Source organism: Rhodocytophaga rosea (assembly GCF_010119975.1).
GTDB lineage: Bacteria > Bacteroidota > Bacteroidia > Cytophagales > 172606-1 > Rhodocytophaga > Rhodocytophaga rosea.
In genome coordinates this window covers 5,891,565-5,915,645 of sequence record NZ_CP048222.1, presented here as the reverse complement: position 1 = coordinate 5,915,645, position 24,081 = coordinate 5,891,565, and the positions used below count along the sequence as shown (strand labels likewise).

Sequence of the window (24,081 nt, the reverse complement as noted above, 5' to 3'; positions counted from 1 at the left end):
TCTTATACTTTCATTTGTGAAGAAGGGTTACAAAATATTTTTTCAGGATTTAGTGACAGCATCTTCCGGGCAGCTTATTATTTAAACACAAAATATACTAATTTTGCAGGATATGCAGTTTGTAAGAAGAATCTATTCTATCTGGTGTTACATCTGGTTTTTGGGGCTGTTTCTGCTGCTGTTTCCCTTTTTTTATATCTTTTTGCAGAAAGAAAAATGGCATCCCAAAGCACATTACCTCAACCGGCTCTGGGGACACCTGTTTTTTCCCATTTGTTTTTTGCCTGTATCTATCGAACACCGCACAAAACTTGATAAGCATAAGCCCTATGTTTTTTGTGCCAACCATACTTCTGTGCTGGATATAGCGGTGATGGGTGTGGTTATTGAGAACTTTTATGCCTTTGTCGGTAAACGGGAGCTGGCCAAAATCCCCCTGTTTGGCTATATGTTCACCAAATTACACATCACCGTAGACCGCAGCAGCCGGGTAAGCAGTTACCGTACCATGCAAACAGCTCTGGATACTCTCGGAAAAGGACGCAGCATTATGATATTTCCGGAGGGAGGTATTGTTACTGAAAATCCTCCGCAGATGACTCCTTTTAAAGATGGTCCTTTCCGGATGGCGATAGAAAAGCAGGTACCGGTAGTTCCCATTACGCTGCCTTACAACTGGTATATTTTGCCCGACGACGGAAAGTTATTGTTCCGCAGGCATACCATTAAAGCCATTGTCCATGATCCGGTTCCTACCGCCGGAATGACCATGGATGACTTATCCAGACTCAAAAAAATGACGTTCGATGTTATCGACCGGGAATTACAAAAATATCCTTTAGCTAATCCAGAACAACCTGTTACCACTCCTTCTCCTGTTATTAATCATGAAAGCCGATAAAGAGACCTTACGCAAGATTGCCCACCTGGCCAGACTGGAATTTGACCCTGATGCTGAACAAAAGATGCTCGACAGCCTCAATGATATTCTCAACTGGGTAGATCAGCTAAATCAGGTAGATACCTCTCAGGTTGAACCACTTACGCATATGTCGGAGGAAGTAAATATTATGCGGGAAGATGAAATAAAACCTCCCCTGCCCCATGACCGTGGTTTGTTGAATGCTCCAAAAAAAGATTCCGACTACTTCCGGGTTCCGAAAGTGATGGAGTAATGAATGGTTGTTGGTCACAAGTGAAATGAAATTAACAGACTTAGATTTTAGTGGTGGAGATAATAGTTGGTTTGACTTATGGCATACGCATGTTGATTGGGATGGAAATGGCAATCGTAATTGGGAAGCAAGACTACCGTACTTAAATGACTTGGTAGTGAAATATAATAAATTAAAAATTGAGTTAAAGCATTCCCCTAAGGATTATCAACTTTGGATATTAATTGATGAGCAGGATAGTGCAGAAGATGCTCTATACATCCATACCAGAAATCCAAATGCGAATAACTTTCCTGCGGTAGTCGATAATATACTAGCTGAGATAAAGAACAAGAATTTAAAAGACTTTATTGATTCATTAAATATGACAGTAATACAAGTAGATACCTTAGAGGGAAAATTATTCTACTTGTATGATGAAAAAGTAGGAGTACCACTAACCAAAGAATAATAATTAAGAGCAGTCCTAAGCTCAAGCTAATGCTTATGTAGATGTGCGGTAAGGAAGCGGCCATCAACTAGTTATTAGTTGATATCGCATACCATATATTTTAATAACAACTCATCATATAATACCTATTTTAATTTTATAAAATTTATACTACACACTAAAAAGCGAAACGACAAAATAAAATTTCCGGTCTCTTACTTTCTATTTATTTGCCATGTCTTTTAAGGGGTGAATACTTTCATTTTTAACCTAAATCCGTAACTTACCGTACATTTTAGAATACGCTTGCCTTATACTAGCCAAGTTCACCACCCATTATTTTGATTTTGCTATGAAGATTATTTACTCCACAAACCTAAAACAAATAAGCTTTTACATCTGCCTGCTGCTTCTGTCGGGTAGTATGCTTAGCAGTTGTGTTACAGCCCGGCGCTACCAGGCCATGGAAACCAGAGCTACCGAAGCGGAAGCGGCCAAAGCGACTGCTGAAGAAAAAATGGCCCTGATGGAAGAAGACCGCAAAAAACTGGATGCCCAGATCAGGGAACTCACCGATGAAGCATCCAAACTGAAAGCCGACAGTGCCCGGATGGGAGAACTCTACCGCCGCAACAAAACCCTGCTTGATGACCTGTTCGACAAATATGACCGCCTGGATAAAACCTATAATCAACTTCTTTCCAACAGTGCAGCTGAAGCCGGTACTTTATCTAAAAATCTGTCGGAGAAAGAGAAACAATTGTTGGCCATGGAGCAAAACCTGCTTGCCAATAAAGCCCAGGTAGATAAACTCAGTGCAGATCTGCAAAGCAGGGAACAACGAGTGAAAGAACTGGAAAAAATACTGGAAGACAAAGATAAAGCCGTAAATGACCTTAAAAACAGCGTTAGTAATGCTCTGCTTAGCTTTAAAGACAGCGATCTTACGGTAGACATCCGCAATGGAAAAGTATATGTCTCCTTATCAGAAAAACTGCTTTTTAAATCTGGCAGCTATGCCGTAGACCCCAAAGGCGCAGAAGCATTAAAGAAAGTAGCCAATGTACTCAAAACCCAGCCTGACATTAGTGTAATGGTAGAAGGCCATACCGATGATGTGCCGATTGCCAAAGGAAGCGGAGGAATGGATGATAACTGGGACTTAAGTGTGCTACGGGCTACTTCTATTGTTAATATTCTGGCAAAAGAAGGCGTTAACCCTACCAAGCTGACCGCTGCCGGCAGAGGTGAATTTGTACCGATTGCCACCGGAAAAACCCCAGAGATACGCCAGAAAAACCGCCGTACCGAAATTATTCTCACACCCAAGCTCGATGAGCTTTTCAAGATTCTGGAAGCAAACTAATAGTATTGAGTAGTAAGTACTAAGTATTAGATTTTAATCCTTGGTTGAGCATAGTTTATAAAATGCTCAACCAAGTTCAAACTTAGTATAGATTTTAATTGGGCAGACAAAATCCGGTATATAGACTTATACTACTTTTCAAAATCAAACTGACTTTTGTTTGCATCATAATTAATGATTAACCCAATGGTTTGAGTAGTTGCCTGCTTAGCAATGATACAAGGACTCCATGCAGGCATATTTCTAACCATTTCTTTTACTTTTTCATCTAGTTGAGTCATATTAGGGGTGCTGTCCCATATTCTAACCATTTGCGTATTTACATTACCCTTTTCATCTACTTGAAAGTGAACAACCACTCTATAAGTTGATAGCGTAAGCAAACTTTGTCCTACACCTTTAGATTCTTCTTTTAAATGGGTATAGATGTATTTTTCTAAGGCTTCATCACCTCCAGGATATACAGGGAATGAATCTATTTCAGATTCAGAAGGTGCCATTCCTTCAAACATAAAGCCTTTCTGCAGAAATTGCCCATAGCATAGAGGTGTAATGGACAGTAACAAGATGAGAGAAAAAGAATAAATCAAGGAAGTTTTCATAAAAGGTGGAGTTTAATTGGGACTCTATACAAACGTTTTAGAATCCACCTTTATTTTCTGCTTGGTGTACATAATACTCCATGAAGAGCAATCTAAACACAAAAGCAGAGAATCATGTCTCTGCTTTTGTATGAATTTATCTACCTTTTACTTTTATTCTAGCCAGTTGAAGTCAGAAATCCGTACACCTGTAAAACAATCATCTGCGCAATTTTTGGGAACATACCCACAGAGGGAGAGTAAGCCATTATTTTCATTCTCAAAGTAAACAGTATGCTGAGAAGGATTTACATGCAGCCAGTCGGTAGAACATTGCTGATATAACTGGTCCAAGGTCTGCGAAGTAGCTCCTTCCTGGTGTGAATTCAAATTCTCCGTGTTCTCTGTCCATTGTGTAGTAATTTCTTTTTCGCCAGGTTTATCGTCCCTAAACTTCCAGGCTTCATAACTTCTGCCGGTAACTATTCCCCTATTCACCGTAATAGTAGTACTTTCTCCAAAACCTGCCCATGAACTGAATGTCACCACATATTGATAAGATTCTTTATACGCCTGCTTGTCGGAAAGCCACTTTTCATAACTTTTCTGGTAGTTTTTCACTTCTTTGTTTTCTGTGGATTTTCCGGATTGCAATAAACCCAGCTCACAACCTGATAAACTTATCAGCACCGGATATATCAATAGTAGTGTAATTTTTTTCATAGTGCAGGTAGCCAATATTACATACAGAAAACGATTTAAATTGTCTTTCAGGTAATTGCATCAGGCTATGACTAAGACCCTCTTTTAGAAGTAAAGGTTGCAACCCTAATTGCACTAATAGGAACAGGGCTTTCCGGCTTTTTGGTGTATATTTGTTTGAAGACTGATTTTCTCATGCAAACATTTCTGGAAAAGGCGGCGGCGCATGTTTTTCAACAGTACTCAGAAAATCTTCACCGGCTTGTTATCATTTTACCCACCAACCGGGCTTGTTTCTTTTTCAAACGGGCACTGGCCATGCAATCCGACAAACCAGTCTGGGGACCTAAAATTCTGCCTATTGATGACTTTATTACAGAGGCCGCTGATGCCACCCTGGTTGAACCGATCAGCCTGCTCTGGTTGCTGTATGATGTATGCAAAGAAATAGATCCTCAAATCAGCTTCGACCGTTTTACCGCCTGGGCGCATCCACTCTTGCAGGATTTTGATAAAATTGACCAGTACCTGGTAGATACCAAGGAACTTTTTAGCTATTTAACCAAAGCCAAAGCCATAGAAAGGTGGCAACCTGACGTTCTGCCTAATCGTCCGTTCCGCACTCAATCGCTGATCATTGATAAGTATTTCAGGCTTTGGGAAAACCTGGAGAAAACCTATGAAACCCTGAAAGACCGGCTAACCGCACAAAAAAAAGCATACCGGGGCATGATGTACCGCTGGGTTGCTGAACATACCGAGAAACTGGAAGATGATCCGGAAGTAGATAAGTACATTTTTGTGGGTTTAAATGCCCTGAGTCATGCCGAAGAGAAAATTCTGAAAGACCTGGTAAAAGCCCATATGGCCGAAGTACTCTGGGATACAGATAGCTATTACATGGAGAAAAATCCGCTGGTAAAAGCTGGCGATCTGCTTAGGCGCTACAAAAAGGAAGGCCGGCTGGGAAGCGAATGGAACTGGCAAACTGACGATCTGCTTACCCAGCCCAAAGACATTTATATTACTGGTGTGCTCAATGCCAGCATGCAGGGAAAACTGGCTTTTCAGATTTATAAAGAACTTTTGCAGGAAGAAAAAAGTCAGGAGAATGGTGCCTCCTTTGCAGACTCCTGCATGACCGCCATTGTATTGCCAGATGAAAACCTGCTGATGCCTTTGTTACATTCGCTTGACCCTGAAGTAGAAGATTTTAACATTACCATGGGTATTTCCCTGCGGAGTTCGGCCTTATTTACGCTGGTAAACCTGCTGTTTGAACTGCAATACCTGACACTTGCGGATAAAAGCGAACAGAAAAAAACAGCCAAATTTAACCACCGGCATGTGGTAAAAGTGCTTACCCATCCTTTTATTAAGCAATACGAGCAATTATTTTTACAGGAAGAAAATCAAAAAGGGGCTTCAGAAACAGAAGACAGGAATTACATTCGTCATACGCTGGATCACATAAAAAAGAACAACAAAGTATTTCTTTCACCAGCTGAATTGCAGGCATTGGGCAAGCATGAAGCTTTATTCGAGGTATTATTTACTCCCTGGAATGGGGATGCCCGGAAAGCGCTGCAATGTTTCTACCGGCTGATCGACCTGCTCAGGTGTGTATATCACAACCGGAAAGATGCCATAGAAACGGAATACCTGTATCTGTTTTATACCATTATCAAACGGCTGGATGCCATTCTGGAGGAACGTCAGGCGCAACCCGATGTGGAACCCTTATCCCTACGCAGTTTTAAGCTCTTTTTATACGAACTATTTAAGCAAACCAAAATTCCGTTCAGTGGTGAACCAGTAAGCCAGCTGCAAATCATGGGGATGCTGGAAACCCGTACCCTGGATTTTGAAAATGTGATTATTCTATCGGCGAACGAAAAAACGCTTCCCCAGGCAAAAAAGCAGAATTCACTTATTCCTTTAGATATTAGCCTACAACTGGGTTTGCCTACCTATCGTTCGCAGGAAGCGACTATGAGCTATCATTTTTACCGCTTACTGCAACGGGCCAAAAAAGTATATTTTCTCCACCTGCTGCCTTCCGATACGTATGGTGCCGGAGAAAAAAGCCGCTTCCTGCTTCAGATTGAACATGAGCTTACGAACCTGAATCCTAATATCCGCTTGCATTACCGGAAGGTACTCACAGAAGACAAGCCGCTTTCAGTAGAATCTCCGCCAATGCAGATTCCTAAAACCCAACAAGTACTGGATCATTTAACCAGTGAGATTGCCAGGGGTATTTCGCCGACCCAGCTAAATACTTTTGTACATTGTTCCCTGCAATATTATTTCAGCTACCTGAGCAATTTGAAAGAAGAAAAAGTGGTGCAGGAAAGTATGAGTGCCGACACCTTCGGAAATATTGTACACAAAACCCTGGAGGGAATAGATGTAGAACTTTCCAGAATAGGCTATCCAATCACCAAAGATGATATAGCGCAAGTATTACCTACGATTGCCGAACGGGTGAAAACGGCTTATAAGGAAAGTCATCCGGGGGGGTCTGTAACCGAAGGATTAAATTATTTGCTATATAAAGTAGCTACCAGGGTAATTCATAATTTATTGCAACACCAGATCGACAAGAGCATTTTTCCGCTGGAAATTCTGGGATTAGAGAAAACACTAAGTACAAATACAACGCTTGATATTGGCGGCAAACCTGTAAAAGTGCAGCTATATGGCCGCATGGATCGGATTGATAAAACAGGAAATACCATCCGTATTATAGATTATAAAACCGGTAAAGTAGAGAAACACCAGTTAAAAGCACCCGATGCCGATACGGAAACCCTGCTGGTGAGCAATCCTGAAGCTGATAAGGTGCGGCAACTCTGGCTTTATAAATATATACTGGCCAAACGTTTATTACAGGACAAAGAACAAACCCATGAACTGGTAGCTGGTATTTACTCCTTCCGCAATATAGAACAGGGCCTGATGACTGACCAGTTAAGGCTTGGAAATGGTGCTGCCGGAGATTTGGAGGTATTTGTAGAACAGTCGGAAGTATATCTGCAAAAGTTAGTCGCCTCTATGCTTGATCCGGAACAGCCCTTTGCCCGTACTACCAGGCTGGAAAGCTGCCAGTTTTGCCCTTACACCAGTATCTGCGGAAGAGCATAAAACCTTTAGCTTGATAAAATGCTGATATAATAGTCTATATTCATTTGTAGGCAACAAAAAACCGCAACAATATTGTTGCGGTTTTCCTAACTGGTTGTTTATACCTTATTAATTAGTTTTTCGGCATTGTAATTTCAGTTCCTTCCGGAGTGAAATAATGCACATATTGCGTGCTACCTGAAGTACCTTCAATTTTATATAATACTGGGTACTGAGCAGTTTTTACCTGGGTAACTTTCTCTCCGCTGGCATTATCATGTCCGGGCATCTTCATATACGCATCACTAACAGCTTTTGGTAAATCAGTCATCTGAATAGAAGTACCTTCCATGGCATCTACACCAGTAGCGGCTGTACCAGTACTGCTGGAACTTTCGTTACTCATGGTGCTATTGTCGCCAGTGGTTGAACTTGAACTAGAAGTGCCAGTTGTATCGGTAGTAGAAGCACCGCTGGTTGAAGACTGATCAGTAGTAGATGAACTGGAAGAATTATCAGTTCCGGTTGTACCGCTAGTTGATGTTCCAGTACCTGTGGTTCCGGTAGTGCCAGTACTTGAGTCATCAGCCGTATTGCTATCGGTCGTGGTTCCATCAGTTGTACCGGTACTTGAAGTTGTATTTGACGTAGGCGCACATGCCGACATACAGCCGGCTACAAGCATCACTAAAAACAGTTTTTTCATAGCTTTAAAATTAATTTCAGGTTTAAGGTTAATTGGTTTTATGTGAATTATATCTAATAATGCCTCTTTTTACTTAATCACATTATTAAAAGTTTCACTAAATTCATTGCTTTTTACGTTTTTTTTATGGAGAAGGTTATCTTATGGCCAATTTTTGAGTTATATTCTCTACATTTTAAGAGGCATTTTCTGTTATTAAATATCTTATTATCAGCATATTAAATATATCAATTAAGATTTTTTTGAAATCGCTTTTATACACCATAAAAAACCACAGATAGAAGTTCTACCTGTGGTTTTTTATAATACTTTGTAATTTATATGATTAACAGTCTGGCTAACAGCCTGGAACAAGTGGAACTATCTTATATTCTACGTCCAAGATGCTCAAATTAAAGTGTTACTGATTTTTCTTGAAAATAAATTTAACAGCCCCTACATTGGGTGCTGCTTCAGTGCCAAAGTTAACATTAAAAGTCTCACCTGTCATTAAAGTATTTTCCGTATTGAGGGTAAAGGTTTCATCATCGCCGCCAGAATCGTAATTCAGTGTTACTTCTTTATTGGTTAATGTCCATTCACCTTCATTATTACTAATTGGGCCACCAGCAGATACTTCTTCTACAAATGAATCATCCGCATTAAAAGTGATTTTGTATAAATTAAAGAAACTATTAGCCGGATAATCTCCATCAGATTGAGAGGTTCCTGGAAAATCAACATTAAGTCTATATAACTCCCATTCACCAATCATAGGATTGGGTGCCGGAGCTTCATCATCTTTGTTACAGGAGGTTTGGAATAATAACAGGCTTAGCGCACAAACATAGAGTATAGATATTTTTTTCATGCAGGTAAGGTTAACTGGTTTATAAAGATTTTTAGATAATACCTTTTCAAGGTAATAAAAAACTATTGTAAAATGGAAAATTTTCAGATGAATTTATAAAAACTAATATTAAAGGGCGTTAACTTATTAGACTCATGCACCTGAAAATTATTTCATTCTAAAGCGCTTTATATAAGCTTTTATCAGTATTTATGGTATTCTGGTGTATTTTCAGCAAGTAAAGCAAAGTTTATAATCAGATTTATCTTTACTGATTATTCCAGTAGCAAGAGTATTGTATTCGTTTAAATGGGTTCTATTTCAAACCGCCGGTGATTTCTTTCAATTTCTTAAAAAAGCCTTCTTTCCGGGCTGAACTAATACCCCAGTTGACAGGCACACTCTGATACCCTTCTGTCAAACCTTCGTCTTTCATCCGGAAATCGAAATAGCCCCAGGAGGCATATACACTCGTAGCCGCTACAAAATTATTGATAGGCTTATCAAAATCGAAATGGTCATCTTCGTTAAATACAATGGGCATCGGGCGATAACCTTCCACTTTACGGGTCTGCTGCACCATTTGGGAAACACGATTGGGATCGCTTACTCCATTGCCATGCAACAAAACAAAATCGGCCGAGCTCAATACATTCGGTTTAGGCAAAGTACCTCCTCCATAACTGGTACTCACCAGAAAACGCCTGCCATTTTGCTGGGTATTTTTTACACGTTCTATTAATTCATGTACCCTATCAGGTTTCAGAATCTCATGATTATAGGCAATATCGCATTCATTGTTTATCTCAATCAGTACATTCGTATAATTCTTCTCAAAAAGCCAGTTAATGGTGTTGTCTACGGCCCGGATGACAGCCGCCTCGTCTTTGACACGTTCATCCTGCCCGAAATAAAAAATCCCCAGAATCACCACCATTCCCAGTTCATCAGCCTTAGTAATAATTTGTTCCAGGCGTTGCATATAGGCTGGCAGGAGATCTCCATTTTCGGTGATGGCGGAATTATGCCAGGGCTGGTTCTTCGAATACCCTTCAGGACTTCCTCCTTGCAGGTTTAGCGTGAAAGCTAATAATCCGTATTGTTTCCATAAAGGCATGGCTTCAATAAACTCTCTGGTATTCCGCCCGGCATCCCATTTCTGCGAATCGGGGTATTTCCATTTCACTTTCGTTTCAGGATTCAGGTCATCGAATATGCCCTGTACCATTCTCGAATTAGGCAACAGGCCTTCGATTGTATACCCATTCCAGGTACGGCCTTTGAAGGTTGGTTTACCATTGATGTAAAACTTTTCTTCCCGAATAGAAATTACTGTTTTGCGCTTTTGCCCGGCAGCCTGGCCAAAAACAATATTACTTAGGAGCAGCAAAACGAGAATACATACTATTTTTTGCATGACATATGAAGAATTTGGCCTTACAATATATTTCCACTGACAAGTTAGTTACTTGGCTATGTTTAATTTAACATTTTCATCTGCAATTGCGTAAAGTGTAGTAACCATTTTTTAACCGACATGAAAAAGAAAATTATCATACTCGCTTTAGCCCTGACAGGCGCTATATATTCCTGTAACCAGAACCAATCATCGCAGGACAACAGCACAGCCGATGCAAATGTAGAAAAAACAGAGGAAGCCCTTGACCGAACCGATATATCTGCAAAAGAGACAGATGCCGATACCGCCTTGGAAGCTTCTGAGTGGATTGGGGTAGACCTGGATAACCATCAGGTAAGAGTACCTGAAATTACAGTAAAAGATGTGGAAGTCAGGGAAAATGACCGGTACACCAATTATTCTCTTGACGAAACTATTTTATTTGAATCCGGCGTATCCGCCCTCCGTCCACAGGCACAGGAAAGCCTGCAGCAGATAGCTGCCTCTATTTCCAATCGTTCCAAAGGCAAAATCCGCATTTATGGTTATACGGATTCCAAAGAAAGCGCAGCCTCTAACAAAGAGTTATCCAAACAACGGGCAGAAGCCGTAAAACAATGGCTGGTGCAGGAAGGCAAAATGGATGCCTCCAGGATATCTATACATCCGATGGGAGAAAGTAAGCCGGAAGCTTCCAATAAAACCGAAGCCGGCCGGCAACAGAACCGCCGGGTAGAAATTGTAGTGATGAATAATCAATAGATATTGAATTTATAATGAAAACAAACCGGCAGATTTTTTAATTAAAGTTTGCCGGTTTGTTTTACAGACCATTATCTTAAATGACTCCCGATTTCTTTGCATCCAATGTGTTTATACAGCACATTATGTAAAAGAAATTAGCATGAGATTTTCGCATCCAACTATCTAGCTTTTTTTACAATTGTCCGGTAAAGTATGGGAACAATAAAACCGATTCCTAAACCTATTAACAAGAATTTAACATCATGAATATTCTTTGTTATTTTCATACCCAAGAATAAGCCAAGAATGACAGAAACAATAGTTAAAATAATAGTGATTAATAAATCTTTTACCTTCATAAACTTTAGGGATATTATCATTTATTTAAATCTTAGAAGGTTATCATTTTTGGTGTAAAAAATAGAGAGTTACTTTATCTTATACAGGCTGTTGCTGACTTACTTTGTTTTTCATTTCCAGCCATTCGTTTTCAGGTTTAAATTGGTCTGCTACCTCCTTGCTTAATTTAATATTATGGAGGAACATGAACCATTTAATCGTATCGGCAATGGTTTCTTCCAGGGTGTAAAATCTATAATTAAAATCCTTAATAGTTTTGGAGTTATCAAACTGCGCATAGCGGTGGCTGTATTCCTTTGCCATTCCTACGGTAAAAGGAGGTGTCCAGCCGCTAAGCTTGGCTACCATTTCCATCATACCTGCCATACCAATATTTATAGACCTTCCAAAAGGCATATGAGGCACTATATTATGGGTTAGCCTATTTACAATGCTGCCTACTTCTTTCATGGAGTGGTTTTGCCCGGTTACAATATACCGTTCTCCAATAGTACCCTTCTCCACAGCCAGAGCATGAATATTCCCAACATCCCGTACATCTACCGTAGCTAAAATCCCTTCAACGGTCATACCCATCCCTCTTATCATATCAAGTACCATACGGTTGGAAGGAGTTACCCGGTAATCGTATCTGCCGAAAATAGCTCCCGGACAAAAAGAAATCATAGGAATATTGTGTTGATCAGCAAGTTCCCAGGCGAGTTGCTCACTTTTGGTTTTGGCAATTCCATAGGGCACATTTTCATTCTGGTTCCAGTCTTTTGATGTCAGGATGGTTTGAGCATTGGTGGTAGTACCAATGGCATAAGTAGAACTGGTGTAAATTAAGCGTTGAATGCCTGCATGAACAGCGGCAGCGAAAATATTTCTGGTGCCCACAATAGCCGGTTCCATCACTTCTTCAGGCGATCTGGCCCAGGTTTTATATACAGCCGCATGATGAATAATTACCTCACAACCCTCAGCCGCTTTTGTAAGTGCCACCAGATCACGTATATCTCCATAACTCAAACTAAGCGGCAAATTAGCCAGCCCTTGCAGGTCAGACGTTTTTCGTACAAACGCTTTTACCTGGTATCCCTTATTTAACAGCGATCGAACTGTATTCAGGCCAAGATGTCCGTTGGCACCTGTAACTAACACAAGTTTATTCATAGGTGGATAGCATAAAAATGTGGGAATATTAAAAAATATGGAGGTATATAGCTGATTATCAGAAAAGATATAGATAATCAACTGCTTAAGCAAGCTTTATCGGGCAATTTAGGAAGGCTATTTTCTAGAATTCAGAAGATCGGCTTCAGGCATAAAACTCAGCAGTTGGGTAACCGGAACATAATACAGTTGCGATTGCTGGCGGATGCCAATTATACCTGTTTTATCATATTGATCCTTATTTAAAATTTCCCATAATGTTAACTCACTGTCAAAAACTGGCACATGGGTATCAGGTGTTGGCGTAAAAGTGAGCCTGGGAAAAATATCAGCCAGGGTATATACCATCCGCTCTAACTGAAAGCGGTTCTGGTCAAAAAATTCCTTTCCCAACGTATTTACCGGCTGTAATAACAATTCTCTGGCAGTTCCGGTTTGCAGTATCTTTCCTTCACTGAGCAGGCAAATTTGATTGGCCAGTAATACTGCCTCGGTTACATCATGAGTTACCATTACAATGGTTTTGTCTTTGAGTTCTTCCAGGTTCAGAAACTCCTGCCGGATGTTATGGCGGATTACCGGATCTAAGGCGCCAAAAGGTTCATCCATTAATAGTATAGGCGGATTAGCTGCCAGTGCTCTTGCCAAACCCACCCTTTGCTGTTGACCTCCACTCAATTCATGTGGATATCTGGCTGCAAATTGTGCCGGGGGCAGTCCCAGGGTTTCGAGTAAATGTTTAACCCGTTGTTTTATTGCCTCTTTACTCCATTTGAGCAGGTGTGGCACGATGGCAATATTTTCGGCTACCGTATAGTGTGGAAACAGTCCGGTCTGCTGAATAACATACCCAATGCTTCGCCGCAATTGTTCTAGCGGCTGGTGCAATACATTTTTTCCACCAATTAAAATTTCTCCGGAATCAGGCTCAATGAGCCGGTTTAGCATTTTCAGGGTAGTAGTTTTCCCACTGCCGCTGCTTCCCAGAAGTACCAGTGTTTCTTTTTCCTTCACGGTAAAAGAAATATCCGACACTACCGGGCGATTGCCAAATTGTCTGCTCACCTGCCTGACTTCAATCATGGTGATTAATTAGTGAAAGAATGAAATTTATCCAATACTTTTTAAAATTAGTTGATCTGACGTGTATATTTAAGTATAGCGCTTAAATTATTAAAGCCATGATAAGTAAGAGTACACAATTAAGTATAAGATTTTGGCAAATTGTATCTTTGCTTATGCGTTATATCAAGGAGATTACAGACAAGCAAAAACAAGACTTAGAGAAGATTCATAAAGATAGTAAAAGTTATCAGGAACGTAACCGTTGCCAATGTATACTGTTATCCAATCAAGGCTATCAAGTACAGAAGTTAGCAAGCATTTTTCAAGTAAGTCAGTTAAGTATTTATAAGTGGTTTGATCGCTTTGAGAAAACAGGTGTGGTAGGGTTAAAGAACCAAAAAGGGAAAGGCAGAAAACCCATCCTTACTACCAGTAATGCTACCCATGTTGAAGTAGTGGAAAATAGCATAGAGAAAGAAAAACAACAACTTAAATTAGCTAAGCGAGAGATAGAAGCTAAATTAGGCACGGCTATGAGTGAGATGACCTTGAAGCGGTTTTTAAAAAAATTGACTACCGATGGAAACGTTTCCGTAAATGGATAAAGCCATTGCAAAACAAAGAAGCATATGAGCAGAAAGTCAAGCGATTACATGCTTTGCTTTATTTGGCACAGACAGGCAGTATAGATTTATATTTTGGAGACGAATCAGGGTTTTGCCTTACCCCTTGTGTACCTTATGGATGGATCAAAAAAGGCGAACACGCCCCTATTTTATCCCAAAGAAGTACAAGGATAAATGTATTTGGCTTGTTAAGTACAAATAATGAGTTGCTTACTTATCAGAAAAGTGGGAGTCTAAACGCTGACTTTATCATTGAATGTGTAGAGGCCTTCTCAACATCTATTTCCAAGTTTACTGTCATAGTCTTAGACAACGCCTCCTGGCATACATGTGGCCTATGGGAAGTCAAAAAAGAAGAATGGGAACAGAAAGGATTATACATCTTTTTGCTGCCTAAGTATAGTCCTCATCTTAACAGGATCGAACGATTTTGGAAGCAGGTGAAATATCATTGGCTCAAAGCCGAAGACTATCTGTCTGTAGAAGCGCTTAAGGAGGCACTTTATACCATCTTTTCAGGATTGGGTACTTACTTTAAACTTGATTTTAAAAAACTTGAAGTAGATGAAAATATTATACTTAATTGTGTTTAATTACTTAAATAAGAAAAAGATATATTTCCTGTTAGGATTGGTGCTGGTTGTTCTTGCAGGAGTATGGATAGTAAGCCATCGATCGCCTCTCAAAGATATATTGGTAAATGCTGGTTTCTTGGATGAATTTAAAGACTTATCTGTTGAAAAATCAACCATATTTGAGACCAAAGGTTCAATAACCGGCATTGATCTGTATTTCGATGTAAAATTGAAGGTCAGGGGATACTAACCATCATTGATACCGACACGACCGTTTATAGGCAGTATACACTACATTCAGGCAATATTGATATTCATCATAGCAGCGACTGGTACGTTGATATTTGCATCGTCAGATTTGTTCCAAAAGGGATAACCAAGGGAAACATTACCATTAATTGTAATTTTATTGGGGATTAACAGCTTATGAAAAATTGATACCTGTATAATTTAACTCATCAGTATTTATCAAGCTGTATAACATACTTAAATCACTTATTCCAACTTTTTCGCATTATATCTGTTTATATTCTTAAACCACCGATTATGTTTCCTACAACCGATACCCTGGTTCAGCCACTGAGAAAAGTTCTTGATAAATTTTCTCTGGTACGTTCCGCTACTGAAGCCATTTGTAAACCATTGGCCATTGAAGATTACATCCCTCAGCCGATCGTAGATGTGAGTCCGCCAAAGTGGCATCTGGCGCACTCTACCTGGTTTTTTGAGATATTTGTTTTAAAAACGTTTTATCCGGGTTATAAAGCTTTCGATCCGGTGTATAACGAACTATTCAACTCCTATTATAACACTATTGGCAACCGTACTGCCCGCAACAGGCGTGGTTTTTTATCCAGGCCCACAGTAGCCGAAGTATATGCCTACCGGGCTCATGTAAACGAACATGTAGCTAAGCTGGAATCTTTTATTACAGAAAAAAACGAACAGGAGATTTGTACGCTGATCGAAACTGGTTGCCAGCACGAACAACAACACCAGGAACTGTTAATTACCGATTTGAAATATATTTTATCCTGCAATATTATCAGGCCCACTTATCATACTGTTTCAATACCTGATCAAACGCATACTATAAAATCGGCTTTTCTGCCGGTTTCTGAAGGCATGTATCAGATCGGGTACGCTGGCGATGAATTTTGCTTTGACAATGAACTGGGTGTACACCAGGTGTTTCTGACTGAATTCCGGATACAAAACCGGCTGGTGACCAATGGAGAGTACATGGAGTTTATGGCCGATGGCGGGTATAAAGATTTCCGCTTGTGGCTTTCCGAAGGCTGGGATCTGGTGAATAAAGAACAATGGCAGCATCCCTTGTACTGGGAACAGAAAGACGGAGAATGGTATGAATTCAGCCTGGCAGGTGAGCATAAAGTAAATAAACAGGCACCGGTTTGTCATGTGAGTTTTTTTGAAGCAGCCGCTTATGCTGCCTGGGCCGGAAAACGCTTATTAACAGAATTTGAATGGGAAGTAGCTGCCCGGTTATATAATCCTGAACTCAAGGTACAGAATAGCCAGGACCACTGGATATTTCAGCCTGTAACTACCAGTGAAAACCAACCTGCCTGCCAGCAGTTATTTGGAGAAACCTGGCAATGGACCAATAGTGCTTACTTACCCTATCCTGGATTTGCCATTGCCGAAGGCGCTTTGGGCGAGTACAACGGTAAGTTTATGATGAACCAGATGATACTCCGGGGGAGTTCCTGTGCGACACCCTACAACCATATGCGTCATACCTACCGGAACTTCTTCCCCGCAAATGCGCAGTGGCAGTTCTCCGGTATCCGGCTGGCTGAGTAGAACCTCACTAATTATTTTTTTCAAAAATTATAGATATTGTCGCTCCTATAAAGAGCGACTTTTCTTTTACATGAATCGGCATTATTATCCTACTTCTTATATAAAAAAAGAGAATTAATTGTACGTTTGTTCACTCAAAAATTATTTATAACTTATTGATATTCAGTGCAATTAATATCATACATACTAAACAATATGTCTTTATTTGGTGTTATAAAATAAAGCTTAAACCATGCAACCAGTTCAGCCACAAACTATATTATATACACCTGATTCGCTTAATGAGCGGGGCAAAAAAATACTGAAAAATTTCAGTGAAGCGGAGGTACAGGAAATTGTTCAGCATAACCGCTTGCCATATCTGGAAGGAAATCATTTTAAGATCAAGTCAGATGTATTGGTATTAGGCAAACTGAAAACCCTGGAATGCAAGTGGAGTGGCCGCAGTGCCGATTATATGGCACCTAGTTTTGCCAATGGCTGTGTAGGTGGCTGTGCTTATTGCTACGTAGACCGCAACAAACCAGTAAACCCCATCACTTTATTTACCAATACCGAAGAAGCCTTACAAGCTGTAGACAAACATGTGTATTCTCTTCCCTGGCCCCGTATTCCTGACCAGACTGATCCTATATATTATACCTACGATATTGGCTGTAATTCTGATATTTCAGTAGATGCCACCCTTTCGGATAGTGTGCAGCTGGCTGTTGATTTCTTTAGGAAACATCTCAGAGCCAAAGCAACGTTTGCTACCAAGTTTGTAAACCGCGATCTGCTCTCGTATAATCCGGAGCGTAAAACCAGAATCAGGTTCAGTTTAATGCCTGCACCTATGAGTAAGCTAGTAGATGTGCGTACCGATGCCATGGAAAAACGTATTGCTGCCGTCAACGATTTCTGGGAAGCCGGGTATGAGGTGCATTTGAATTTTTCGCCGGTGATTGTGTATGGCGGCAAACAATGGCGGGAAGATTACCGGCAATTGTTTGAGCAGTTGAATGCGGTTATCCGTCCGGAGGTGAAAGCACAGATGGCTTGTGAGGTAATTATGCTTACCCATCATGCCGGACAGCATCAGGTTAATCTGCAAATTAATCCAAAAGCGGAAGAAGTACTCTGGAATCCAGAATGGCAGGAAACCAAACGCAGCCAGACCGGAGGTATCAACATCCGGTATCAACACCAGCTCAAAGCACAAATGATCGCTATTTTCAGGCAGATTCATCAGGAAACAATTCCCTGGTGCCAGATCCGGTATATTTTCTAAGCATAGAATTTATTTTTTTACTGACCTGATATTTTTTTCTAAATCAGCCAATTTAGATTTTTAATTTATCGCTGGTAGAAGTAGATTCGTATTTTATAACATTTTGTACCAGGCATGTTAGAAACAGAAAGACTCAGGTTAATTCCATTAGACTTACAAAATTTGCTTTTATTGAAGAAAGACCGGGCTTCGATGGAAAGAAATCTGGGTCTGGAAATTTCAAAAATGTCGTTTGATCCGCAGATTCAGGAAGAAATGGCCGAAGCCATTGATTTCTGGATTACCAGGGTAGGAGAAAATGAAGAGAACTACTTCTGGTTTACCAACTGGGAAATGGTGCTGAAAGATAAGAATATGTCCATCGGCGGAATCGGACTCACCGGCCTGCCAGACCGCAAAGGGGAGGTAACAGTAGGTTATGGGGTAGATGGGAATTATCACCGACAGGGATTTGCAACGGAAGCGCTACAGGCGATGGTGCAATGGATTTTCAAAAATGCCTATGTACACAAAATCGTAGCTGAAACGCTCAAAGACAATTTGGCTTCTCATAAAGTGTTGCTCAAAAATGGTTTTGTACAAGCCGCAGAAAAAGATTTATTGTATATCTGGCGTTTGGAAAGAAGCCTTTATTTTTTAAACTATATTAAAGAAATGAGCCATAATCTCTAATGCAGCGCATCTTGTTGTTTGTAAATCAATTATCATTTTTACTTCTATGCGCATTTTCGGACTTATTGGCTTTCCGCTTTCTCATTCATTCTCCAAAAAATATTTTACTGAAAAGTTTAGCCGGGAAGGAATTACGGATGCTTCCTATGAACTTTTTCCTCTGCAAACGATCAGCCTCTTACCAGATTTGTTCCGTTCGCAGCCACACCTTCGGGGATTGAATGTAACGATTCCCTACAAACAGGCTGTTCTGCCCTATCTAGACCAGTTACATCCGGCGGCAGCGAGAATAGGAGCCGTAAATGTGATCCGGATTGGGGAAAACGGAAGTAAAACAGGGTACAATTCAGATTATTTCGGCTTTACATCCTCCCTGTTCGAATGGTTCTCACAAGTACATAAAGACGGCTCAGTGGAAGATATAATAAAGCAATGTAAAGCATTGGTATTAGGTACCGGCGGAGCCAGCAAAGCAGTAAAAGCAGCATTAGAGGATCTTCAGATTAATTATATATCTGTTTCCCGCCAGCCTGCTCAAAACCAGCTTAGCTATGACCAACTTACAGAGGCAATTCTGAAAGAACATACGCTGATCATTAATACAACTCCTTTGGGTATGTCGCCTGATACACAAAACTTCCCCCCTATTCCCTACCAATATCTTACCACCGGCCACTATCTTTATGATCTGGTGTATAACCCGGAAGAAACAGTTTTTATGCAGAAAGGAAAAGATAAAGGTGCATTTGTGCTGAATGGTTTGCCGATGCTCTACGGACAGGCTGAAAAATCCTGGGAAATCTGGAATTCGAATGAGTAACTATAGGATATTTTCAGCCCTGGTGATAGAGTAAAAACAGGAATAAGTAAATCCAAAGTCCGTCAACAAAATGCCAGTATACGGTGCCTAACTGTAAACGCAACAGGTTAGGAGGATTTACGCTATATACAAATGAATCTACATATTGCGGCCTCTTCACGGCATGAACAAAAGCAACAGACAGAAAAACAATTCCTCCCAGAATATGCAGGATATGCAAACCAGTGAGCATATATAAAAAAGCTCCGGCAGGGGTTTTCATGCCAATACCTTCACTGGTAAGTTGCCACCAGCCTAGCAGCTGTGTACAAATAAACAATACGCCCAACAATAATGTAATGCCCATACTCCAACGGTATCGACGAAAGTGTTCTCGTTTGAAATAAATAATAGCCTGGTGAAGAGTGATACTGCTGAGTAATATCATGCCGGTGCTTACCCAGAAAATAAGTGGTATATGAAATGCTACCCAGTCAGTACTGGATTTGCGTAACAGATATAACAAAGATAAGGTTAGAAAAAGGAATACAATGCCCACAATGCCTACGATCAGCATAAACCTAAAGGGTTCCCTCCGCCTGGTCAGAATATTGCTCATACATAAAAGCGACTATCTGTAAAACGCTCATTAAGGTGGATTGTTTATAGATCTAGGCAATTTTATATGCAATAAAAAAGCCTTCCGATTGGGAAGGCCTTTATTAAATATATTGTTATAATAATTATTTCTTTTTGGGTGCAGTCGTGTTGGTTGGTGTATTGCTGCCGGTTTGATTACTACCAGCACCAGCCGGTTTCTGAGTGGTAGCATCCGTTTTAGGAGCAGAAGCCAGTAATTTTTTGGTTACCAGTTCAGAGATATCATCAGCCGGAGGAAAATGCAATAAGGCTTCTTTACGCAATACATACGCATATCCATTCTCATTGGCTACCTGAACAATGGCTTCCTGAATCCGCTTTTCAATCGGCTCAAATACTTGTTGTTGTCTTTTTTGCAGGTCTGTCTGAATATTGCTCTGCACCAATTGTAGCTGCTCTTCTTTAGCCTGTAATTCTTTTTCCTTGGAAGCACGCATAGCTGCTTCCATGGTTCCAGCATTTTTTTGATAATCTTCTACCTGTTGCTGAAATGTTTCATATTGTTTGCGGAATTCAGCTTCTTTTACTTTTTGAAATTCAGTTAGTTGGGCAGTAGCCTGCTTTACTTCGGGAAGTTTTTCAGAGATCGATCCTGAATCTACGTAGCCAATTTTTTGAGTTTGCGCGTTCACAGTCGTATATCCTAAACCCAGCACGAATAAAGCAACAGCAATAAGTTTATTTTTCATAATAAAAATGGTATTTGTAAAGAATGTTAAAAGGTTAACGTGTATTACTTATGAATAATTTCAGCTAGAAAGCAAAAATAGGAAATACTTACTAGTTATAGTATTGATTATCAATATTTATTCCAATTTTTATCCTATCGTTTAGGAGCTCCGGGAGGATTCGTTCTCTTTGTTCCGGGAGGATTACTTGTTTTAGGCGCATCCGTATTAGGCGTATTCCCTCCTGGTGTATCTTTATTTTCCTGGCCTTCTCCAGCTAAACCTAATTCCTCCAGTACATAGTCCGAATAATCGTGCCGGGGATCAGAGTAGATCATAGTCAGGTCGGAAGCTTTATCAAATACAAATTCAAGTTTCCGGGTTTTTGCTACTTTATTAACAGCTTCATCTATTTGATCACGCAGGGGTTGCATCAGTTCTTTCTTTTTCAGAAACAACATCCCTTCATACCCAAAGATCTTATTATTATAGTCAATCGCTTCTTTTTTCTTGTCTTCAATTGCTTTCAGCCGTTGCTGTTTCATTTCATCCGTTAGCAGAATTTCTTCGGCCCGGTAATCCTGGCTCAATTTATCGACCTCCGCATATCTGGCCTGTATGTCATTCTGCCATTTGCCCACAAACGCATCTATTTCACTTTGTGCTTTTGCGGCATCTGGCATTTTACTCAGGATAAAATCAGTATCGATATATCCAAACTTTTGAGCCAGCGTACTTTGTGCAATACAAGCACATAGTATAAAAATCATACCAGCTTTTTTCATAGAGATAATGGGTTCAATTAGATTATTTGCACTATTAACGGAACTGCTGACCGATGGTAAAGTGGAATTGCGGACCACTGCGTTTGGTTGAGCCTGGCAGGGTATCAAAGCCATAGGCCCAGTCAATACCAATTAAACCAAAGGCAGCCATATTGATTCTGGCACCCACTCCAGCAGACCTGTTAATTTTAAACGGATTAAACTCAGAATAATTGCTCCAGTTGTTACCCCCTTCCAGGAAGCCCAGCACAAAAATCGTAGCCGAAGGATTCGGAGAGATCAGGTAGCGCATCTCCATCACATATTTATTATACACTATACCACCCTGTCCGTTATCGCCACTCAATGAATTATCAGTATATCCACGTAAACCTATAATATCACGGGCCAAATAAAAACCTCCCTGACCAGCCATGCCTGAACCACCTAACACAAAGCGTTCAAAAGTAGTGTATTGATTTCCCCTTCTATATACGCCAAGGAAACCCATATGCGCCCTGGTGCTTAACACTAATTTACCACCCAATCCAATAGGAGTAATCCAGTTGGAGTCGAACATCCATTTGTGATATTCTGCTGTAGTATACTGTTGTTGCTTAGAAGTTTCGCCACTACGGGCAATGGAGTAAGGTGGCGTAAAAGTAGCACTTAATGAGACAGACGAACCTCTCCTAGGGAAGATTGGATTATCTATACTATTCCTGGAAAGTGTAGTGTTAAAAGTAACATTGTGTGAAGTAAAATTCTTTCCTGCGTCTGTATTTAACCTGAAATAATCGTAATCCCGGGTCCGGTAGATCTGGTAAGAAATGGAATTGCTTAACGCAAAATAATTATCTGGCACATTAAGCAGTTTACTCAAACCCAGAGAAAGGCCTGATATCTGGAATAAACTATTTTTACTATATCCATATAATTGTCCATAATAGCCTTCTCCCGGCCGCTGTACGGTATGATTCAATCCAAGGGTAAACGTATTCCTTCTTCTGCCGCCCAGCCAGGGTTCGGTAAAGGTGAATGAATACGTCTGGAACTGGCGGCCACTGGCCTGGAAACGGACTGCCAAACGCTGGCCATCACCGGAAGGAAGTACGCCACCCCACTGACCCCATTTAAATAATTTGCGGGTAGAAAAGTTATTAAACACTACCCCCAGCGTTCCTACAAAACCTACACCATAGCCATTGCGTCCTCCGCCACCCCAGCCTCCTGAGAGTTCAATCTGGTCACTGGGCCGTTCTTCCAGCTGGTATTCAATATCAACCGTTCCATCCGAAGGGTTAGGGATCGGCACCGGATTTACTGTTTCCGGATTGAAGTATCCTAAGGTAGAAATCTCCCGCTGTGTACGAATCAGCAATGAGCGGTTGAATTTCTGTCCAGGCAAGGTACGGATCTCTCTCAGCACTACATGGTCGCTGGTACGGGTATTTCCAGTAATTCGTACTTCGCGTATAGTAGCCTGAGGACCTTCTGTAATTCTCATTTCCAGATCTACAGAATCACCGATAATGGCAGCCTCTACTGGGTCTACGTTAAAGAACAGATAGCCATCATCCATATATAGTGAGGTAATATCAGTACCTGTCGGATTATAGGTGAGTTTCTTTTCGAGTTCTTCTATATTATATACATCCCCTTTTTTGATACCCAGCACCGTTGCCAGTTGCTCATCTGTATAAACATAATTGCCTTCCCAGGCTACATTACGGTAATAATATTTCTGGCCTTCTTCCAGATTGATGGCAATATTGATGGTTTTTCCATCATGGGCATATACCGTATCTGAGGTAATTATGGCATCCCGGTAGCCTTCAGAATTGTAAAAAGAAATTAATTTCTTCTTATCTTCTTCGTACTGGGTAGCAATGTATTTGGAGGGGGTAAATATGCGAAAGAGATTTTTCTGTTTGGTCTTTTTTAGTTTGCGGTGCAGCTTCCTGTCAGAAAAGACCTCATTGCCATTAATAGCCAGCTCATTGATCTTTACTTTTGTTTTCTTATCTACATTGATCTTGAGCGTAATGGTATTGGCCCGTGCACTATCTTCTACCTGCACCATATTTACCGATGTGTTCAGGAAACCCTTTTCTACAAAATGCTTTTTAATGGTAAGCTGGGTATTTTTAATCAGGGCATCATCTACTACTTTTCCCCGGATCAGTTTGATCTTCTCCGTAAGAGCATCTATTTCGCCTTTTTTAATTCCTTTGAAGGTAAACCTGGAGAGCCTGGGGCGTTCTTTCAAAAACACATCCAGGTAGATTTTTTCACCTTCGATTTTAGAAGCAGAAATCCGTACATCGCCCAGAATTCCCTGTTCCCATAACCGTTTAATAGCAGAGGTAATATCATCACCGGGCACCCTGATTTTATCTCCTACTTTGAGGCCAGTAATCGAAATAAGGGCATTAGGATCGAGGAACTGACGACCACTCACGGTAATGTCGGCGATTTCGTACTCTTTGGGATCGCCGTAGTTAATGTCGGTTTGAGCCTGGGATAAGAATGGCAGAATGATAAATAATGCCGCAATGAAAATGAATAATTTCTTCATGGGT

At 40.5% G+C, this 24,081-nt stretch carries 25 protein-coding genes; 13 read left to right on the top strand and 12 right to left on the bottom strand.

Annotated features, from left to right (window positions below):
* Nucleotides 1-202: 202 nt before the first annotated feature.
* From GXP67_RS24455 to GXP67_RS24440, 4 genes are all read left to right on the top strand, one after another.
* Nucleotides 203-901 (top strand): lysophospholipid acyltransferase family protein, encoded by a 699-nt coding sequence (locus GXP67_RS24455; protein WP_232064553.1) that lies wholly within the window; start codon nt 203-205, stop codon nt 899-901.
* A complete protein-coding gene (gene gatC / locus GXP67_RS24450; protein WP_162445549.1) occupies nt 888-1,175 on the top strand; it encodes an Asp-tRNA(Asn)/Glu-tRNA(Gln) amidotransferase subunit GatC in 288 nt (95 codons plus the stop codon). The genes GXP67_RS24455 and gatC overlap by 14 nt, the downstream gene beginning before the upstream one ends.
* A gap of 25 nt (nt 1,176-1,200) precedes the next feature.
* Entirely contained in the window at nt 1,201-1,626 is a 426-nt protein-coding gene (locus tag GXP67_RS24445) for a hypothetical protein (protein ID WP_162445548.1), read from the top strand.
* A 331-nt stretch (nt 1,627-1,957) separates the two neighbouring features.
* Nucleotides 1,958-2,971 (top strand): OmpA/MotB family protein, encoded by a 1,014-nt coding sequence (locus tag GXP67_RS24440; protein ID WP_232064552.1) that lies wholly within the window; start codon nt 1,958-1,960, stop codon nt 2,969-2,971.
* Between the two features lie 131 nt (nt 2,972-3,102).
* Here GXP67_RS24440 and GXP67_RS24435 read toward each other — a convergent pair whose 3' ends face one another.
* Nucleotides 3,103-3,573 (bottom strand): energy transducer TonB, encoded by a 471-nt coding sequence (locus tag GXP67_RS24435; RefSeq protein WP_162445547.1) that lies wholly within the window; start codon nt 3,571-3,573, stop codon nt 3,103-3,105.
* Between the two features lie 153 nt (nt 3,574-3,726).
* The gene (locus tag GXP67_RS24430; protein ID WP_162445546.1) at nt 3,727-4,275 is read right to left on the bottom strand and encodes a hypothetical protein; all 549 of its coding nucleotides are present in this window, start codon (nt 4,273-4,275) and stop codon (nt 3,727-3,729) included.
* Between the two features lie 174 nt (nt 4,276-4,449).
* Here GXP67_RS24430 and GXP67_RS24425 point away from each other — a divergent pair, with 174 nt between their 5' ends.
* Nucleotides 4,450-7,401 (top strand): PD-(D/E)XK nuclease family protein, encoded by a 2,952-nt coding sequence (locus GXP67_RS24425; protein WP_162445545.1) that lies wholly within the window; start codon nt 4,450-4,452, stop codon nt 7,399-7,401.
* Between the two features lie 112 nt (nt 7,402-7,513).
* Here the strand turns inward: GXP67_RS24425 and GXP67_RS24420 are convergent, their stop codons facing one another.
* The 3 genes from GXP67_RS24420 to GXP67_RS24410 form a co-directional block, all read right to left on the bottom strand.
* Nucleotides 7,514-8,086: a hypothetical protein gene (locus GXP67_RS24420; RefSeq protein WP_162445544.1), complete on the bottom strand. Its 573-nt coding sequence runs from the start codon at nt 8,084-8,086 to the stop codon at nt 7,514-7,516.
* 400 nt (nt 8,087-8,486) lie between these two features.
* Nucleotides 8,487-8,936 carry a lipocalin-like domain-containing protein gene (locus tag GXP67_RS24415; RefSeq protein ID WP_162445543.1) on the bottom strand — a complete coding sequence of 150 codons (450 nt, stop codon included), beginning with the start codon at nt 8,934-8,936 and terminating at the stop codon, nt 8,487-8,489.
* A gap of 295 nt (nt 8,937-9,231) precedes the next feature.
* Complete coding sequence (locus GXP67_RS24410; protein ID WP_162445542.1) at nt 9,232-10,332, bottom strand: glycoside hydrolase family 5 protein; 1,101 nt, start codon at nt 10,330-10,332, stop codon at nt 9,232-9,234.
* Between the two features lie 120 nt (nt 10,333-10,452).
* On the opposite strand from GXP67_RS24410, the gene GXP67_RS24405 reads away from it, so the two are divergent.
* Complete coding sequence (locus GXP67_RS24405; protein WP_162445541.1) at nt 10,453-11,076, top strand: OmpA family protein; 624 nt, start codon at nt 10,453-10,455, stop codon at nt 11,074-11,076.
* 161 nt (nt 11,077-11,237) lie between these two features.
* Here the strand turns inward: GXP67_RS24405 and GXP67_RS24400 are convergent, their stop codons facing one another.
* The 3 genes from GXP67_RS24400 to GXP67_RS24390 all read right to left on the bottom strand — a co-directional run bounded on the left by GXP67_RS24400 (nt 11,238) and on the right by GXP67_RS24390 (nt 13,656).
* Entirely contained in the window at nt 11,238-11,417 is a 180-nt protein-coding gene (locus GXP67_RS24400) for a hypothetical protein (protein ID WP_162445540.1), read from the bottom strand.
* 79 nt (nt 11,418-11,496) lie between these two features.
* Nucleotides 11,497-12,573, bottom strand: a complete 1,077-nt coding sequence (locus GXP67_RS24395) for an NAD-dependent epimerase/dehydratase family protein (RefSeq protein ID WP_162445539.1) — start codon at nt 12,571-12,573, stop codon at nt 11,497-11,499.
* Between the two features lie 117 nt (nt 12,574-12,690).
* Nucleotides 12,691-13,656 carry an ABC transporter ATP-binding protein gene (locus GXP67_RS24390; protein ID WP_162445538.1) on the bottom strand — a complete coding sequence of 322 codons (966 nt, stop codon included), beginning with the start codon at nt 13,654-13,656 and terminating at the stop codon, nt 12,691-12,693.
* Nucleotides 13,657-13,811: 155 nt separating this feature from the next.
* Here GXP67_RS24390 and GXP67_RS24385 point away from each other — a divergent pair, with 155 nt between their 5' ends.
* The 7 genes from GXP67_RS24385 (at nt 13,812) to GXP67_RS24355 (ending at nt 19,428) form a co-directional block, all read left to right on the top strand.
* On the top strand, nt 13,812-14,243 hold the full coding sequence (locus GXP67_RS24385; RefSeq protein WP_162443353.1) for a helix-turn-helix domain-containing protein: 432 nt from the start codon (nt 13,812-13,814) through the stop codon (nt 14,241-14,243).
* Between the two features lie 5 nt (nt 14,244-14,248).
* Nucleotides 14,249-14,857, top strand: coding sequence for an IS630 family transposase (locus tag GXP67_RS24380; RefSeq protein WP_232064508.1), 609 nt, complete (start codon nt 14,249-14,251; stop codon nt 14,855-14,857).
* The gene (locus GXP67_RS24375; RefSeq protein ID WP_162445537.1) at nt 14,829-15,089 is read left to right on the top strand and encodes a hypothetical protein; all 261 of its coding nucleotides are present in this window, start codon (nt 14,829-14,831) and stop codon (nt 15,087-15,089) included. The genes GXP67_RS24380 and GXP67_RS24375 overlap by 29 nt, the downstream gene beginning before the upstream one ends.
* A 296-nt stretch (nt 15,090-15,385) precedes the next feature.
* Nucleotides 15,386-16,666: an ergothioneine biosynthesis protein EgtB gene (egtB, locus tag GXP67_RS24370; RefSeq protein WP_162445536.1), complete on the top strand. Its 1,281-nt coding sequence runs from the start codon at nt 15,386-15,388 to the stop codon at nt 16,664-16,666.
* Nucleotides 16,667-16,898: 232 nt separating this feature from the next.
* Nucleotides 16,899-17,936 carry a spore photoproduct lyase family protein gene (locus tag GXP67_RS24365; protein ID WP_162445535.1) on the top strand — a complete coding sequence of 346 codons (1,038 nt, stop codon included), beginning with the start codon at nt 16,899-16,901 and terminating at the stop codon, nt 17,934-17,936.
* Nucleotides 17,937-18,050: 114 nt separating this feature from the next.
* On the top strand, nt 18,051-18,608 hold the full coding sequence (locus GXP67_RS24360; protein WP_162445534.1) for a GNAT family N-acetyltransferase: 558 nt from the start codon (nt 18,051-18,053) through the stop codon (nt 18,606-18,608).
* Between the two features lie 46 nt (nt 18,609-18,654).
* Nucleotides 18,655-19,428, top strand: coding sequence for a shikimate dehydrogenase family protein (locus GXP67_RS24355; protein WP_162445533.1), 774 nt, complete (start codon nt 18,655-18,657; stop codon nt 19,426-19,428).
* Nucleotides 19,429-19,441: 13 nt separating this feature from the next.
* Here GXP67_RS24355 and GXP67_RS24350 read toward each other — a convergent pair whose 3' ends face one another.
* The 4 genes from GXP67_RS24350 to bamA all read right to left on the bottom strand — a co-directional run bounded on the left by GXP67_RS24350 (nt 19,442) and on the right by bamA (nt 24,077).
* Nucleotides 19,442-20,026: a cytochrome c oxidase subunit 3 gene (locus tag GXP67_RS24350; protein WP_162445532.1), complete on the bottom strand. Its 585-nt coding sequence runs from the start codon at nt 20,024-20,026 to the stop codon at nt 19,442-19,444.
* A 124-nt stretch (nt 20,027-20,150) separates the two neighbouring features.
* Nucleotides 20,151-20,756 (bottom strand): OmpH/Skp family outer membrane protein, encoded by a 606-nt coding sequence (locus tag GXP67_RS24345; protein ID WP_162445531.1) that lies wholly within the window; start codon nt 20,754-20,756, stop codon nt 20,151-20,153.
* A gap of 134 nt (nt 20,757-20,890) precedes the next feature.
* A complete protein-coding gene (locus GXP67_RS24340; RefSeq protein ID WP_162445530.1) occupies nt 20,891-21,520 on the bottom strand; it encodes an OmpH/Skp family outer membrane protein in 630 nt (209 codons plus the stop codon).
* 34 nt (nt 21,521-21,554) lie between these two features.
* Entirely contained in the window at nt 21,555-24,077 is a 2,523-nt protein-coding gene (bamA, locus tag GXP67_RS24335) for an outer membrane protein assembly factor BamA (protein ID WP_162445529.1), read from the bottom strand.
* Nucleotides 24,078-24,081 lie beyond the last annotated feature (4 nt).